Below are 16,227 nucleotides of genomic sequence, written 5' to 3'. Positions count from 1 at the left end.
TTATGAGTTTTTCGCATGCTAACCCATTTTATTCGCGTATCAGAAAGGAAGATACATATTATGTTTGGAATAGGTACAAGAGACCTTGGTATAGATTTAGGTACAGCAAATACACTTGTTTTTATTAAAGGAAAAGGCATTGCAGTAAGAGAGCCTTCTGTTGTTGCGATGCAAACAGATACAAAACAGATAGTTGCAGTAGGGAATGACGCAAAAAACATGATCGGGCGTACACCAGGTAATGTTGTTGCACTTCGTCCGATGAAAGACGGTGTCATTGCGGACTATGAAACAACTGCGACAATGATGAAATATTACATTAATCAAGCAGTGAAAACAAAGAGCTTCTTCTCAAGAAAACCATATATTATGGTGTGTGTACCATCTGGTATTACAGCTGTGGAACAGCGTGCAGTAATTGATGCTACTAGGCAGGCTGGTGCAAGAGATGCTTATCCTATTGAAGAACCATTTGCAGCTGCTATTGGAGCAAATCTTCCTGTTTGGGAACCAACGGGCAGTATGATTGTGGATATCGGTGGTGGAACAACAGAAGTCGCAATTATCTCTTTAGGTGGTATTGTAACAAGCCAGTCCATACGCATTGCTGGAGATGAAATGGATGATGCCATTATCCAATATATTCGTAAAACCTATAACCTCATGATCGGCGATCGTACAGCTGAAGCAATCAAGGTAGAGATTGGCTCTGCCGGTGCTCCTGAGGGTGTAGAAAACATGGAAATTCGCGGAAGAGATTTATTAACGGGATTACCAAAAACCATTGAAATTACGGCGGAAGAAATCTCTCGTGCCCTTCATGATACTGTGTATGCGATTGTCGATGCAGTTAAAAATACACTTGAAAAGACACCACCTGAGTTAGCAGCAGATATTATGGATCGCGGGATTGTTTTAGCGGGTGGAGGAGCCCTATTACGCAATTTGGATAAAGTGATAAGTGAAGAAACGAGCATGCCAGTTCTTATTGCTGAAAATCCATTAGATTGTGTAGCGATTGGTACAGGTAAGGCCCTTGACCATATTCATTTATTTAAAGGAAAACAAAGGATTTAAGATAAGAATCTAATATAGTGGGGAATTTTCGTTTCCCCACTATATGTGTTGAAATTTAAAGTTTAGTTAGAGGGTGTAACACATGCCACAATTTTTACTCAATAAGCGATTAATTATTTTACTAGTTTGTATCATCGTTCTAGTGGCATTGATTGGATTTTCCTTAAAAGAGCGTGAAAAATTATCGTGGCCGGAACAGTTTTTAAAAGATTCGGTTGGATGGGTTCAAAGTATCTTTCATCAACCTTCTCAGGCTATTGCTGGATTTTTTGATAATGTCAATCATATTCAAAACACATTTGAAGAGAACAAACTCTTAAAGGAAAAGCTAGATTCCTATGGGCAATTAGAAGCAACAGTACAAGAATTAGAAAAAGAAAACGAAAAATTGCGCGATGTTTTGAAAAAAACGGAATCACTCGATCATTTTAATAAAATACAGGCAACGGTTATTGGACGTAACCCTGATCAGTGGCATGAAATTATCACGGTTAACAGAGGAACCAGGCATGGGGTTAAAGTTGACATGGCTGTAATCACCTCAAAAGGCTTAATTGGAAAAGTTAAACATGCAAATTCATTTACATCCACCATCCAGTTATTGAGCTCCCCAAATCGCATCAATCGGATTTCAGCATATATTCAAGGGGATAACAAGATTATGGGACTAATCGAAGGGTATGACCAAGAAAAAGAAGCTCTTTTATTTAAAATCAATACACCAGACTCGAAAATCGAAAAGGACCAAAAAGTACTTACTTCCGGACTTGGTGGGATTTTCCCAAGTGAGCTTTATATTGGGGAGGTCATGGACGTTGTCCCTGATGATTACGGTTTAACAAAAACAGCATATATTAAGCCTGCAGCTGATTTTTATGAAATTGATCATGTTATAATTGTTGAAAGAACGATGATTGTTCCAAATGAAGAGGAGGAAGAATCGTGAAGCGTTTCGTTCTTCCTTTTATTTTATCCTTCGTTTTTTTATTTGAAAGCAGCTTTGTAGATTTAGTACCGGCAGACATATTTCATAAAGATAATGTGTATGTACCTCGGTTTTTGTTTGTCTTAATTGCTTTTATAACCGTTTATTTTAATAAACCGATGGGGCTTGTTTATGGTGCCATTTTTGGTCTTCTATACGATATTGTATACACTGAAATACTAGGGGTTTATTTATTCCTATACACACTTATTGCCTATCTTATTTCCTGGGCAAGTCGGATTCTTCAGACAAATATTATAGTTATTTCACTTTTAAGTCTGATTGGGATAATAGCTTTGGAATTTTGTGTGTTTGCAGTAAACAAGGCAATCGGAACAGCTTCTCTTTCAATAGAACAATTTCTTCAAATTCGAATTGTACCAACACTTCTTTTAAATAGTATATTTTTACTAGTATTTGCTTACCCATTTAAGAAATTACTAGGAAAGTTACATATAGAAGAGTAAATAAAGTTAAAAATTTTTAAGAATTAACAGGAAAAAAGGAGTCTTTTGTTGAAGTATATTATCGTTGAGGTGAACGGCGTGAAAGGACAAAAACAACAGTATGTTACTATAAAAGGGACAAAAGACGGACTAACGTTACATCTCGATGATTCTTGTTCATTTAAAGAACTGATCTCTGACTTAGAGATTAAGCTTTCGTTGAATCAGAAACGGAATGATGATGTTCCGTTTGTTCCTGTTAAAGTGAAAATTGGTAATCGTTTTTTAACTCAAGATCAAGAAGAAGAAATACGCTCTATCATTCGAAATAAAAAACATTTAGTTGTAGATGTAATTGACAGTAATGTGATTACGAAGCAAGAAGCCGAAGAGATGAAAAAAAAGCATGAAATCGTCTCTGTTACAAAGGTAGTTCGTTCTGGACAAGTCCTAAAAGTAGATGGTGACCTTTTGCTTGTCGGAGATGTAAATCCTGGAGCAACTGTTATTGCAGGTGGTAATATTTTTGTTTTAGGTTCGTTACGTGGAATTGCACATGCTGGTTTCTATGGTAGAAAGGATGCTATCATTGCGGCGTCAGTAATGAAACCTACACAATTACGAATTGGTGATATAATGAATAGAGCACCAGACTCTATTCAAACAGAAACAAATATAATGGAATGTGCATATGTGGACGATAATGAGACAATTGTAGTAGATAGATTGCAACAGTTAACTCATTTAAGACCTAACTTAACAAGGTTAGAAGGGGGAATCTAGCTGTGGGAGAGGCTATAGTTATTACATCAGGAAAAGGTGGAGTCGGTAAGACGACTACTTCTGCTAATGTAGGCACTTCCTTGGCTGTGCTAGGGAAACGTGTGTGTTTAATAGATACAGATATTGGCCTTCGAAATCTAGATGTAGTCATGGGATTAGAGAATCGTATCATCTATGATTTAGTTGACGTTATACAAGGTCGTTGCAAGCTGAAACAAGCTTTAGTAAAGGATAAACGATTCGATGACCATCTCTATTTACTGCCAGCTGCCCAAACCAGTGATAAAACTGCAGTAGAACCTAGCCAAATGAAGACATTGGTCGAAGAGTTAAAACAAGATTTTGATTATATTATTATCGATTGTCCTGCAGGTATAGAGCAAGGTTTTCAAAATGCTGTAGCTGGAGCAGACAAAGCGATTGTTGTAACAACACCTGAAATATCAGCAGTTCGTGATGCTGACCGAATTATTGGTTTACTAGAAAAAGAGGAAGTGGAGCCACCACGCCTCATCGTAAATCGTATACGAAATCATATGATGAAAACTGGCGAAATGCTTGATCTGGATGAAATTGTTACACATCTTTCAATTGATTTGATTGGGATTGTTGCAGATGATGATGAAGTCATTAAAGCTTCCAATAGCGGTGAACCTATCGCATTAAATTCAAACAGTAAAACGGCAATTGCATATCGAAATATTGCACGAAGAATCTTAGGTGAATCAATTCCACTACAGTCTCTTGAAAACGACCAAAAGGGTATGTTTACAAAGATTAAGAAATTCTTTGGCGTCCGTTAAACCACTCTTATTATAGGGTGGTTTTTCTTATGTAGTCGAGAATGAAAAAACAAGATTTTTAGAAAATTATTCTCATTTTATAAGGATTAGGTCCTGTTTATTCTCTAAATGATTTTTTTGCTAGGTGGCATTGCCTATTATGAAAACAAAAAAGAGAGAATAAGTTACCAACTAATGTCTATTCTGCTTATTCGTAAAAATAAAGTAAGGAAAATATAATCATTTTTTAATCATAAATTATCCTTTTGTAACAATTATGCCATTCTACCTATCATGTTAGTTATGAGTAAAATAATTGTAAATATATTGTAAAAACACATTTTATTGGTAAAAACCCCTATAAAAATACAATTCTTTCGAATATATATTACTTCGTTCAAAACTCCTAATTTGTCTATGACAAAATAAGTAAAAAATACCAATTTCTTAATATTCAAAATATTACCTCACCATTCGACACTTTTTCCCATAAAAACAGGCTACAGTTAACGTATACCTGTACTTCTACATAATGCGGTTTCTACTGAAAATCGCGATTTCCAACCAGAGAGAAATGGGGAGTTTCCCAAAGCATTTGGAGTACAGGAATTCAAAAGAAGGAGGTTAATTAATCAATCTCTAAAAAATTTAAAAGGGAGGAAGTTTTATGAGGAGGAACGGAAAACGTAGGTTAACGAAGGTTGCAACAGCATTCATGTGTGCGCTTTTACTTGTTCCAGGTGTAACATCACAGGCATCTGCACAAACAAAAGATTCTTCAATTTCCTATCTAGAAAGTAAAAAAGAAGTAACTTCAAGTAAAATTTCGAAGAGCTTACAAGACCAATTTGCGAATGACAAAATGGTTACATTTTTAATCAAGTTCAAGGATCAGGTTGATTCTAAGAAAATAGCAAACGAGGCCACTAAAAAAGCAAGTTTGCAAAAAGCGACTGTCGCACAAACAAAATCGATAAAGCGAAATGCTATTGTTTCAGAACTTCGAACAACTGCAATTGAATCACAAGGCAATGTAAAGGAGTTTTTGAAAAAAGAAGAAGCTGCTGGTAACGCAAAGGATATTAAATCCTTCTTCATTGTAAATGGAATGGGATTAACTGCTACTAAGGAAGTTATGGAAAAAATCGCATCATTCCCTGAGGTTGAGAAGGTGTTACCAAATGAAATACGCCAATTGCATACTCCAGCTAAAGTGGAGACATCGGTTGCAGTTGAATCAAAAGCAAGCCCTCAAAACATTGAGTGGAATATTGATCGTGTAGGTGCTCCGCAAGTTTGGGAAATGGGAATTGATGGATCAGGTACAGTTGTGGCTAGTATTGATACGGGTGTTCAATGGAATCATCCGGCACTAATGGAACAGTACCGTGGATATAATCCAGCCAATCCAAACAATCCGAATCATCAATACAGCTGGTTTGATGCAACGGCTGGCCGTTCTGCCCCATATGATGATATCGGACATGGAACACACGTTACAGGTACAATGGTTGGAGCTGAGCCAAATGGTGCAAATCAAATTGGGGTTGCTCCAGGTGCAAAGTGGATTGCTGTAAAGGCATTTACGTCTGCTGGTGGATCAGATTTTGACCTATTAGAAGCTGGGGACTGGATCATTGCTCCAGGTGGCAATCCGGATATGGCTCCAGATGTAGTAAATAACTCGTGGGGTGGAGGACGAGGATTAGATGAATGGTATCGTCCAATGGTTCAAAACTGGAGAGCAGCGGAAATTTTCCCAGAGTTCTCTGCAGGTAATACAACATTATCGAATCCGGGTGGCCCTGGATCGATTGCAAATCCAGCAAACTACCCTGAATCATTTGCGACAGGAGCTACGGATATCAATAATCGTTTAGCTAGCTTCTCGTTACAAGGTCCATCACCATATCCAGGAGATATGAAACCTGATATTTCAGCTCCAGGAGTGAACATTCGATCTTCGGTACCGGGGAGTGGTTATGAGGGTGGATGGAATGGAACATCAATGGCTGGACCTCATATTTCTGCTGTAGTAGCCTTATTAAAACAAGCAAATGCGTCATTAACGGTTGAACAAATCGAAGAAATTATCACAACAACTGCAACTCCTTTAACTGACGGTACATTCCCAAGCTCTCCAAACTTTGGTTACGGTTATGGATTAGTTAATGCATATCTAGCTGTATCCTCCGTTGCTACTGGGCTAGGGAAAATTAAAGGTCAGGTTGCAAAAAACGGTGTAGATGAATCAGCCCCAACTTTTGAGCATACAGCGCCGGGCGAAACGTATGCTGGTATGGATTTACCACTTTCTATCTCTGTTCAAGATAATGTAAGCATCACTTCTGTGGTTCTTCAATACCTGAATCAAGATGGTGAATGGGTGAATGTAGCCGCTACTCAAACATCAGGTAATTACAAAGAAGGAACTTACGAGGCAGTTATTCCAGGGGAAGAAATTGCAGTGCCATCAGTTTCTTACCGTTGGCAGGTTGTTGATTTTGGCCAAAACGATGTAACAACAGACGTTTATGAAGTTTCAGTAAAACCAGGAATTTCAGTAGGATATTTCCAAGACTTTGAATCTACTCCTGTAGGTTGGTTCTCCTATGGTGCTGAAAATTCTTGGCAATGGGGAACTCCTACGAGTGGACCAAATGGTGCTTATTCAGGTGAGAAGGTTTATGCTACCAATTTATCAGGTACGTATGCTAGTCGAGCTAATATGACTCTGGTAATGCCTCCAATAGACTTGCCAGCAGAAGGTCCTACGTACCTACAATACATGAACTGGTACAATCTTGAACGTAACTGGGATTTCGGTCATGTATTTGTCTCAACTGATATGGAAAACTGGACACAACTAAGACGTATCACAGATATTTCTTCAGGCTGGCAGTCTGCAGAAGTTGATTTATCTGCGTATGCAGGTCAAAGAATATATATTGGCTTTAACGTAACAACCGATGGAAGTGTAGTTCGTGATGGATGGTACATTGATGATGTGCGTCTATCGAATGAGCAACTTACAGCAGGAAATACAACTCAATTAGGAGTTATGCCTACTAAAGGTGAAAGCTCTGTTGACTCTAAAGAAGGGGAAAAAGTCGATCCTGCAAAAATTAAGCCAGAAGGTTCCCACATTGACATGAAGGAAGTTGATGTTGATAAAGTTAACCCACAGGCATTACCAATATATGCTCAAGTGAGTATTGTTGAATCAGGTAGATCGGTTACAACTAACCCTGCAACTGGAGCATATGAATTCATTCACGGAACAGGAGATTTTACAGTAGTTGCGGAAAGCTATGGATACCATTCAGCACAACAAACTGTAACAGTTGAGGCTGATGGTGAGGCAGTAGCAAACTTTGTGTTAGAAGAAAAAGCAAAAGGCACAGTTTCCGGTACAGTTACAAATTCGGCAACAGGTGAACCAGTTTCAGGTGCCACTTTATTGCTTGTAGAAGATGCAAATGTAACTCCTGTTGAGACAAATGAAAATGGTCAATATTCACTTACAGCTTATGAAGGCACGTATACTGTTCGGGTAATGGCGCCTTCTTATTACAGTGATTCATTTGAAGTTGTCCTTGAAGGAGAAGGATCGTTAGAACAAAACGTTGAGTTAAGACCATTTATCGGATTTCCTGGGGAAATTGGTTATGACGATGGTACTGCGGAAAATGCTCGTGCATTCTATGATGCAGGAAATGGCTGGGCTGTGAAAATGTCCTTAGAAGAAGGTCATGATACAGCTCTCGTAACAGGAGGAATCTTCCGTTTCTGGGATACCACATGGCCAACACCAGGTGGTACTGATTTTAAAGTAGAAGTTTGGGATGCAAGCGGAACAGATGGTGCTCCAGGTAAAAAACTCGCTGGACCAATAGATGCAACAGCACTTCGTACGGGCGAATGGACAAATGTTGACCTAGCTGCTGAAGGTATCATTGTAGAAGGAGACTTCTATATGGTGTACATTCAGACAAACCCAAATCCTAATGCTCCAGGTCTTGCAACTGACGAAGATGGTGAATATTCAGGCCGTAGCTGGCAATTTGTTGGTGGTGGTTGGTCATTATCACCAGAAGCAGAAGGTAACTATATGATTCGTGCTACAGTTAATTATGAAGTAACAGCACCAACTATTACTTCACCAGTAACAGGATCATTTACAAATAATCCGAACGTAACAGTTGAAGGTAAGGCTGCTCCGACTACAACGGTTCATGTATTTAATAATGGTGAAGAGGTTGCGACAACGGATACAACCGCTGAAGGTACGTTCTCTGTAGATGTTGATTTACAAGTAGGTGAGAATTCTTTAACAGCTAAGGCATCAACTGATACGGGTATTACGGACCCATCAGAAGCTGTTGTTGTAGTGCTTGATCAAACAGCGCCTGAACTTGCCATCACTAGTCCAGAAGATGGCTTAAAGACAAATAAAGAAGCTGTAACGGTTACAGGTACTGTTCAAGATGAGAATATCGATACTGTCACAGTGAATGGTGAGAGTGCGACGATTAAAGATGGAAGCTTTTCAAAGCGTATCCTAGTTAATAATGGTGAAAATAAAATTGAAGTAGTTGCAACTGACAAAGCGGGTAATTCAACTAATAATCAAGTGACTGTATTTGCCAAATTTGGTGAATTAACAATAGCAGATCTGAAACCTGCAGAGGATGTACAGTTACAATCTGGTGAGAGTGTGAAGATTGAATTTACTAGTGAACCAGGACTTACTGCTTCCTACGCTATTCGTTTACCGTTAACAAATACAGCAGGTGTTAGCGATGTTACGGAACTACCTCTACAAGAAGTCTCACCTGGTGTCTATGAAGGCTACTGGACAGCAGTTTCTAGTGTAGTTGCTGAAGGTGCTGAGATTGAAGTAATAGTTAGAGATGAGTTTGGTAACGAAGCTCGACAAATAGCAACGGGTAAACTAAACATTAATGTTCAAGAAGATGATGGAAAACCTGGAAAAGGTAAACCAGGCAAACCAGGCAAACCGGGTAAGCCGGATAAACCTGGAAAGAAGTAAACAGGAAACAATAATAGAAAGAAGGATGTGGAGAAAAACCACACCCTTCTTTTTTTATAGATAGTCTTTGCGGGTGTTACTAATATTAAGTTTTGTCTTCCTTAGTTATCAATCATCAAATTTAATCGATAAAAAGCTTCATGCTGTCATATCTAAAGCCCTTCAGTCATAGACTTGTACAAATAATATGGACAAGGAATGATGTGGAAATATGAGTAATCGAGCGAACGAAATTAGAAGGCGGATTGAAAAAAGAAAGCGTGCGAGATACTCCACCTCTGTTACTCCCCGAAAAGCAGTTCCTCCCTTTTTGGCAAGTGATGAGGAGCGATATGGAGGCAGTACATACTCATCTTTCGATGGTGGACCAGGAGAAGGTGGGCATCCACTGTTTCGTAAGGAAGTTTTTCTTTTTAAAGTATTACTTTCAGCAATTCTTGTATTATCGATCGGCATTATATTTAAAAATCAGTCCCCGACATTTGAGAATGTGAGGCATTTTGTAACAAGTACGATGGAGACTGAATTTCAATTTGCAGCTGTTACTGAATGGTATAAAGATACTTTTGGTAGTCCACTTACATTGATCCCAATCAATCAAAATAAAGAAGAAAGTAACACCGCTACTCCAGGTAAATACGCGATTCCTGCAGCAGGAAAAGTGACTGAATCCTTTGAAGCGAATGGTCAAGGCGTTATTGTTGAAACAGATAGCAAGGTTGTTGAATCAATGAATTCAGGTTATGTAAAAGAGGTTTCGGTTAAGGGAGAACTAGGAAAAACAGTTGTCATCAAGCATAGTGATGGGTCCGAAACGTGGTATGGAAATTTAGGATCAGTTGATGTAAGACTTTATGATTATGTGGAAAAAGGGCAGGAAGTTGGTAAGGTTGAAGAACCAGAGGGTGATAACAAAGGAACTTATTATTTTGCAATAAAGCAAGGTGAAACATTTATTGATCCGATACAGGTGATAAAATTTGAATAAATATGTAAAGCTCCTCAGAAAAATTGAAATACATCCATTGCTTTGGCTCATCGTTGGAGTGGCAGTCATTACTGCACATTTCAGAGAGCTATTGATGTTATTTTTTATCATATTGGTCCATGAAATGGGACATGCTGCATGTGCCCATTTTTTTTCATGGAGAATTAAAAAGATACAACTCCTTCCATTTGGTGGTGTGGCGGAGATGGATGAGCACGGTAATCGTCCCCTGAAAGAGGAGCTTCTTGTTATAGTAGCAGGACCTCTTCAGCATATATGGATGGTGGCACTTGCCTATTTTTTAACAGTTGGGTCTGTTATTTCCGAAAAGACCTTTGACCTCTTTTTTTATCATAATGTAGTTATCTTTTTCTTTAATCTCCTTCCAATATGGCCACTAGACGGAGGGAAACTTTTATATTTATTTTTCTCATATAGACATTCTTTTTTTGAAGCTCATAAACGAATGCTTTTTGTATCAAGCATGGTTGCGGTGATCATTTTACTGGGGATGGTCGTCTATAGTCCTACTAATCTTAATCTCTGGGTCATCCTATCCTTCCTTTTCTTTTCGATTGTAATGGAGTGGCGGAAGCGACACTTCGTGTTTATGAGATTCTTGCTGGAGCGTTATTATGGAAAGCAAGACACCTTTACGAAATTAAAGCCATTGGTAGTAGATGAATCAGAGATGGTATACACCGTTCTATCCATGTTTCAACGGGGATGCAAGCATCCGATTGTGATCCAAAAGGATGGAGAAAATCAACAGCCTCTTGATGAAAATGAGCTTTTACATGCCTATTTTAATGATAAAAAGATTACTCAACCGGTTGGTGAGCTTCTCTACTTGTATTGACGTTACTAGTTAGGGTACATTAGAAAAGAAAGTGTAACGTTAAAGCGAGGATTAAAGGTTTGAAAACAATTATCATTAATGTAAAAACAAGTGAAAAGCGTGTCGCAGTGCTAGAGGAAAATAAAGTTTTAGAAATAAATATTCAACAACCCAAACATAAAGAAATCGTCGGAAATGTTTATAAGGGTCGTGTAATTGATGTTCTTCCGGGAATGCAGGCTGCTTTTGTTGATATAGGCTTAGGCCGAAACGGTTATATTGGTCGAGAGCAGCTTGTGTCTTATCATCTAGCCCCCCCTAATGAAAAAGAAAAAAGTATATCCCAATTAGTTAGACAAGGTGAGGAAATTATTGTCCAGGTAACGAAGGAAGGGGCAGATAGGAAAGGCCCTAAATTAACTGGTCTTATTGAATTTCCTAGTTCTTCCCTTGTCTATTTGCCGTTTGGAAATTATGTAGCTGTCTCTCGGAAAATGAAAGAGGAAGAAGAAAGGGATAGATGGCGCAGATTTGGAAAAGCCTATCTTCAAAACGAAGAGGGGCTAATTGTTCGAACAGCATGTGAAAATCAAGATGAAGTGAAAATTTTGAAGGAGCTCGAATTTGGCCGAAGTCGTTACCAATCTTTGCAAAAACAACAAGAACAATTGAAAGCGCCAAGTCTATTATTTGATGCGAATAATCTTGTAGATAAAATTTTACTCGAGCATCGGCTCGAAACGATTAAAGAAATTGTGATAGATGATGCGCAAATGTATCGACAATTAAAGGAACAGCTAGGTGAAGAAAAAGTCTCTTATTATCGTGGAAAAGAAAATATTTTTTCTTTCTATGGGATAGAGAAAGAAATTGAACGAGGTCTCAAATCGATTGTGTGGCTTGAAAATGGTGCCTATTTGTTAATTGAGCAAACGGAAGCTTTAACCATAATTGACGTAAACACCGGTAAATTTCAAGGAAAAGAAAATTTACGAGACACCGTGTTTAAAGTGAATTTAGCTGCAGCAAAAGAAATAGCATATCAGCTAATGCTACGTGATATTAGTGGAATTATCTTAATTGATTTTATTGATATGAAGATAATTGATGAACGTCAAAAAGTAATTCAAGCATTACGCTCTGTATCACAAAAAGACCGAAATCGGGTGACAATTCATGGCTTTACTTCACTTGGTATTTTAGAAATCACTCGTAAGAAAACAAGAAATGATCTTTCCGCTATTATACAGACGAACTGTCCAACTTGTTCTGGTACTGGTCGGATTGATTCTCCTGAAACTGTTGTATTTAAGCTTGAGAGAGAACTATGGGAGCAACAAGGAATGGACCATGATGCTGTATGGATTGAAGCAACTGAAGAAGTGAAACATGTTTTTCTTGGAGAACATAATGTACATAAGAAACGATTAGAAGAAGCATTGTCTATTAAGATTTACATAACAGAACTCGTTTCATCACGACATGATTATACTATTAGACAAATAGGTAGCAATGACGAAATAAGGGCAAGACTTCATCCCTTATCCTAATTCAACATTGATATTTAATATTGACTCCACTTCGGCTTTGTGATAATATTTTCATGTTATTGTTTGTAGCACCCATTGCTACAACCGCACATTCCAGGTATTTAAGTTTCCTTAAGTGGAGCGCCTGTGTAGTGGCGAGTCTTAGTCCAAACTATTAGGAGGTGCAAGTATGTACGCAATTATTGAAACTGGCGGTAAGCAAATTAAAGTTCAAGAAGGCCAAGAAATCTATGTTGAGAAGCTTGACGTAGAACAAGGTGGAACAGTTACATTTGACAAGGTTTTATTCGTAGGTGGCGAAAACGTGAAAGTTGGTAGCCCAACTGTTGAAGGTGCAACTGTTACAGCTAAAGTTGAAAAGCAAGGTCGCGCTAAGAAGATCATTGTTTTCAAATATAAGGCTAAAAAGAACTACCGTAAAAAACAAGGTCATCGTCAACCTTACACTAAAGTTGTAATCGAAAAAATCAACGCATAAGGCTTTCTATCATGATAAAGGTAACTATTAATCGTAATAGTACTGGTAGAATAGATTCATTCACAATGAGTGGACATGCCGAATATGATGTTCCTGGTAAGGATATCGTTTGTGCAGGTGCCTCAGCGGTTGCTTTCGGTACCATTAATTCCATATATGCTTTATGTAAAGTAGAGCCGATATTGGAGCAAGAAAAAAATGGTTTCCTCCGCTGTCAGATTCCTTCTCTTAAGGATGAGACAATTGAGGAAAAAGTACAGCTTCTTCTAGAAGGAATGCTTGTATCCCTACAAACGATTGAACTTGATTATGGACAATATATGAAAATTCAATCATAAAAACTTCATTTACAGGAGGTGGAACAAATGTTCGTAAGATTAGACCTTCAATTCTTCGCTTCTAAAAAAGGGGTAGGTAGTACAAAGAACGGTCGTGATTCAATCGCGAAACGTCTTGGTGCAAAACGTGCTGATGGTCAATTCGTTACTGGTGGATCTATTTTATACCGTCAACGCGGTACTAAAATTTACCCAGGAGTAAACGTTGGCCGTGGTGGTGACGACACTCTATTCGCAAAAGTTGACGGAGTTGTTAAATTTGAGCGTTTAGGCCGTGACCGCAAACAAGTAAGTGTATACCCAGCTGCGCAAGAAGCGTAATCGTTGCACATAAAACTCTAACCACATGGTTAGAGTTTTTATTTTTATGAACAATTGTACGTTTTGAATGTAGTGTTATTTTTCAAGGTTTGATATAATTTTTAGACAAGATTCGAAATCAAAAATGTTGTTTTTAACGACATTTGTATTTTAGGGGAAATGACATGAATAAAAATTGGAGTACGATTGATGTTTTAAAACATACACGTCACGATTGGTTAAATAAAATACAATTGATTAAAGGGAATATCTCACTAAATAAACTTGAACGGGTTAAAACGATTATCGAAGAGATTGTAATCGATGCTCAAAATGAAACGCATCTAACAAATTTACAAATTCCATCCTTTGCTGCACTTATCATGACCTTTAATTGGGAACCACATAAATATCAATTAGACTACGATCTAGTCGGTGACATTCGAAACCTATCAAACCACGATAAGAATTTAGCTGAATGGGCCACACAATTTTTTACCATACTTGAAGAAGCAGTAGACGATTGGGGAGAAAATCATTTATCGCTCACGATAGACTGTTCGACTGAGGAAACTCGATTCTTTTTCGATTTTAGTGGAATACTAAAAAATAAGGAAAATCTAACAAATTGGCTAACAACAATGAGCCAATCAAAAAAATTCCCGAAACTAACGGAATACAAAGTACATAATGAAGAAGTAAGTCTAACATTACATATTGCATAAATTTTAAAGTGCATAAATAAGCGGAGGTAAGACATGTTTGTAGATCAAGTCAAAGTGTATGTAAAAGGTGGTGACGGTGGCAACGGAATGGTTGCATATCGTCGTGAAAAGTATGTTCCAATGGGTGGTCCAGCAGGTGGAGATGGCGGAAAAGGTGCTGACGTCATATTTGAGGTAGAAGAAGGACTTAGAACCTTGATGGATTTCCGTTACCAACGGCATTTTAAGGCAAAGCGTGGAGAACACGGAATGTCTAAAAATCAGCATGGTAAAAATGCGGATCCGATGGTTGTAAAAGTACCACCTGGAACCGTTGTAACAGATGATGATACAGGTGTAGTCATTGCGGATTTAACTCAGCATGGTCAAAGAGCAGTGATTGCGAAAGGTGGTCGTGGTGGAAGAGGTAACTCTCGATTTGCGACACCTGCCAACCCAGCGCCGGAAATCGCTGAAAATGGTGAGCCTGGGCAGGAGCGATATGTAAGACTTGAACTAAAAGTGTTGGCTGATGTTGGTCTTGTTGGGTTTCCAAGTGTTGGAAAATCAACCCTGTTATCCGTTGTGTCAGCAGCCAAACCAAAAATTGCTGAATACCACTTTACTACGATTGTTCCAAACCTTGGAGTTGTGGAAACCGAAGATGGACGTAGCTTTGTGATGGCTGATCTTCCAGGTCTAATTGAAGGTGCACATCAAGGTGTAGGCCTTGGACATCAATTTTTACGGCATATTGAGAGAACAAGAGTCATTGTTCATGTCATTGATATGTCTGCGATGGAAGGTCGAGATCCTTACGAAGACTATTGCACAATCAATCAGGAATTAAAGGAATACAATCTTCGCTTAACTGAACGTCCGCAAATTATTGTGGCAAATAAAATGGATATTCCTGAGGCGGAAGAGAATTTAAAAGTATTTAAAGAGAAACTTCAGGACGATGTGAAAATTTTTCCGATTTCTGCAATTACGAGACAAGGTCTTCGTGATCTTCTATTTACCATTGCCGACTTACTTGAAAACACACCAGAATTTCCGCTTGAGGTGGAGGAAGATACAAGTACTCATCGCGTAATGTACCGTCACGAAAAAGAAGAAGTTGATTTTGTGATCACACGTGAAAGCGATGGCTCATTTGTGATTACTGGGGAACGAATTGAAAAACTCTTTAAAATGACTGATTTTACAAGGGATGAGTCAGTAAAACGATTTGCCCGCCAATTAAGGGGAATGGGAATCGACGACGCCCTTCGTGAAAAAGGTGCAAAACACGGGGATATCGTAAAATTACTCGAATATGAATTTGAATTTATAGAATAAAATACCGTGTTCAAAAAGGGGGATGAATAGGACCCATTCGGCATTTAGTCGAAGGTTCCTATATCACTTTTACCGCATTTTGAACTTCATTAAAAAAGAAGGTAGTAGGGGGAGTAGCTTACATGGATGGCAAATTCTATCTGGTTCGTGAAGATGTTCTTCCAGAAGCGGTTCGAAAAACCTTGGATGCAAAGGAACTATTAGACAGTGGGCAAGCACAGTCAATTGCTGAAGCTACTCAAAAAGTAGACTTGAGTAGAAGTGCTTATTATAAATACAAAGACACTGTCTTTCCTTTTCACACAACGGTTAAAGAAAAAATTATTTCTTTGTTTTTTCATTTGGAAGACCGATCTGGTACACTTTCACAATTACTAAGAACGGTAGCAGACACCGGTTGTAATGTATTAACAATCCACCAAACAATTCCGCTAAGAGGAAAGGCGAATGTAACACTCTCATTAAATACATCAGGCATGCATGGTGAAGTAACTGACCTCCTTGCTAAACTTCGCAAGCTCGAATTTGTTGATAAAGTTGAAATTCTTGGAACAGGGGCATAGG

Annotated in this window: 15 protein-coding genes and 1 other annotated feature; all 15 genes read left to right on the top strand. The window is 38.3% G+C overall.

The features are described 5' to 3' along the window. Positions 1 to 60: 60 nt before the first annotated feature. The 15 genes from DZB84_RS07445 (at position 61) to DZB84_RS07375 (ending at position 16,226) form a co-directional block, all read left to right on the top strand. Positions 61 to 1,077 (top strand): rod shape-determining protein, encoded by a 1,017-nt coding sequence (locus tag DZB84_RS07445; protein WP_116351635.1) that lies wholly within the window; start codon positions 61 to 63, stop codon positions 1,075 to 1,077. An 82-nt stretch (positions 1,078 to 1,159) separates the two neighbouring features. Beyond that, positions 1,160 to 2,023 carry a rod shape-determining protein MreC gene (gene mreC, locus DZB84_RS07440; protein ID WP_116351634.1) on the top strand — a complete coding sequence of 288 codons (864 nt, stop codon included), beginning with the start codon at positions 1,160 to 1,162 and terminating at the stop codon, positions 2,021 to 2,023. Beyond that, the gene (gene mreD, locus DZB84_RS07435; protein ID WP_189655179.1) at positions 2,020 to 2,529 is read left to right on the top strand and encodes a rod shape-determining protein MreD; all 510 of its coding nucleotides are present in this window, start codon (positions 2,020 to 2,022) and stop codon (positions 2,527 to 2,529) included. Before mreC ends, mreD begins: the two co-directional genes overlap by 4 nt. A 69-nt stretch (positions 2,530 to 2,598) precedes the next feature. Continuing rightward, complete coding sequence (gene minC / locus DZB84_RS07430; RefSeq protein WP_116351867.1) at positions 2,599 to 3,291, top strand: septum site-determining protein MinC; 693 nt, start codon at positions 2,599 to 2,601, stop codon at positions 3,289 to 3,291. 2 nt (positions 3,292 to 3,293) lie between these two features. Further along, the gene (gene minD / locus DZB84_RS07425; protein WP_116351632.1) at positions 3,294 to 4,094 is read left to right on the top strand and encodes a septum site-determining protein MinD; all 801 of its coding nucleotides are present in this window, start codon (positions 3,294 to 3,296) and stop codon (positions 4,092 to 4,094) included. Between the two features lie 646 nt (positions 4,095 to 4,740). Then, complete coding sequence (locus tag DZB84_RS07420) at positions 4,741 to 9,126, top strand: S8 family peptidase (protein ID WP_116351631.1); 4,386 nt, start codon at positions 4,741 to 4,743, stop codon at positions 9,124 to 9,126. A gap of 211 nt (positions 9,127 to 9,337) precedes the next feature. Further along, the gene (locus DZB84_RS07415; protein WP_116351630.1) at positions 9,338 to 10,114 is read left to right on the top strand and encodes a M23 family metallopeptidase; all 777 of its coding nucleotides are present in this window, start codon (positions 9,338 to 9,340) and stop codon (positions 10,112 to 10,114) included. Continuing rightward, entirely contained in the window at positions 10,107 to 10,973 is an 867-nt protein-coding gene (locus DZB84_RS07410; RefSeq protein ID WP_116351629.1) for a M50 family metallopeptidase, read from the top strand. The genes DZB84_RS07415 and DZB84_RS07410 overlap by 8 nt, the downstream gene beginning before the upstream one ends. A gap of 59 nt (positions 10,974 to 11,032) precedes the next feature. Beyond that, complete coding sequence (locus tag DZB84_RS07405) at positions 11,033 to 12,502, top strand: Rne/Rng family ribonuclease (protein ID WP_189655178.1); 1,470 nt, start codon at positions 11,033 to 11,035, stop codon at positions 12,500 to 12,502. Between the two features lie 72 nt (positions 12,503 to 12,574). Next, positions 12,575 to 12,654 (top strand) — a sequence feature (ribosomal protein L21 leader region). 17 nt (positions 12,655 to 12,671) lie between these two features. After that, entirely contained in the window at positions 12,672 to 12,980 is a 309-nt protein-coding gene (gene rplU / locus DZB84_RS07400; protein WP_116351627.1) for a 50S ribosomal protein L21, read from the top strand. A gap of 11 nt (positions 12,981 to 12,991) precedes the next feature. Continuing rightward, positions 12,992 to 13,318, top strand: a complete 327-nt coding sequence (locus tag DZB84_RS07395) for a ribosomal-processing cysteine protease Prp (protein WP_116351626.1) — start codon at positions 12,992 to 12,994, stop codon at positions 13,316 to 13,318. 27 nt (positions 13,319 to 13,345) lie between these two features. Continuing rightward, a complete protein-coding gene (gene rpmA, locus DZB84_RS07390) occupies positions 13,346 to 13,639 on the top strand; it encodes a 50S ribosomal protein L27 (RefSeq protein WP_010678277.1) in 294 nt (97 codons plus the stop codon). A 164-nt stretch (positions 13,640 to 13,803) separates the two neighbouring features. Further along, complete coding sequence (locus DZB84_RS07385) at positions 13,804 to 14,343, top strand: sporulation initiation phosphotransferase B (RefSeq protein ID WP_116351625.1); 540 nt, start codon at positions 13,804 to 13,806, stop codon at positions 14,341 to 14,343. Between the two features lie 33 nt (positions 14,344 to 14,376). Beyond that, positions 14,377 to 15,663, top strand: coding sequence for a GTPase ObgE (gene obgE, locus DZB84_RS07380; protein ID WP_116351624.1), 1,287 nt, complete (start codon positions 14,377 to 14,379; stop codon positions 15,661 to 15,663). Between the two features lie 122 nt (positions 15,664 to 15,785). Then, complete coding sequence (locus DZB84_RS07375; RefSeq protein ID WP_116351623.1) at positions 15,786 to 16,226, top strand: ACT domain-containing protein; 441 nt, start codon at positions 15,786 to 15,788, stop codon at positions 16,224 to 16,226. Position 16,227 lies beyond the last annotated feature (1 nt).

It is taken from the genome of Bacillus sp. HNG, assembly GCF_003400205.1.
In the GTDB taxonomy this organism is placed as follows: Bacteria; Bacillota; Bacilli; order Bacillales; family Bacillaceae_L; genus Ferdinandcohnia.
Note: the sequence above shows the minus strand (reverse complement) of the source record. Positions and strands in the feature narration are given on the sequence as shown.

Bases quoted from the DNA above. Each gene is read 5' to 3' on its own strand.
- DZB84_RS07385 (WP_116351625.1), top strand. From the start codon at position 13,804: ATGAATAAAAATTGGAGTACGATTGATGTTTTAAAACATACACGTCAC.
- rpmA (WP_010678277.1), top strand. From the start codon at position 13,346: ATGTTCGTAAGATTAGACCTTCAATTCTTCGCTTCTAAAAAAGGGGTA.
- obgE (WP_116351624.1), top strand. From the start codon at position 14,377: ATGTTTGTAGATCAAGTCAAAGTGTATGTAAAAGGTGGTGACGGTGGC.
- DZB84_RS07445 (WP_116351635.1), top strand. From the start codon at position 61: ATGTTTGGAATAGGTACAAGAGACCTTGGTATAGATTTAGGTACAGCA.
- DZB84_RS07420 (WP_116351631.1), top strand. From the start codon at position 4,741: ATGAGGAGGAACGGAAAACGTAGGTTAACGAAGGTTGCAACAGCATTC.
- mreC (WP_116351634.1), top strand. From the start codon at position 1,160: ATGCCACAATTTTTACTCAATAAGCGATTAATTATTTTACTAGTTTGT.
- DZB84_RS07395 (WP_116351626.1), top strand. From the start codon at position 12,992: ATGATAAAGGTAACTATTAATCGTAATAGTACTGGTAGAATAGATTCA.
- rplU (WP_116351627.1), top strand. From the start codon at position 12,672: ATGTACGCAATTATTGAAACTGGCGGTAAGCAAATTAAAGTTCAAGAA.
- DZB84_RS07415 (WP_116351630.1), top strand. From the start codon at position 9,338: ATGAGTAATCGAGCGAACGAAATTAGAAGGCGGATTGAAAAAAGAAAG.
- DZB84_RS07375 (WP_116351623.1), top strand. From the start codon at position 15,786: ATGGATGGCAAATTCTATCTGGTTCGTGAAGATGTTCTTCCAGAAGCG.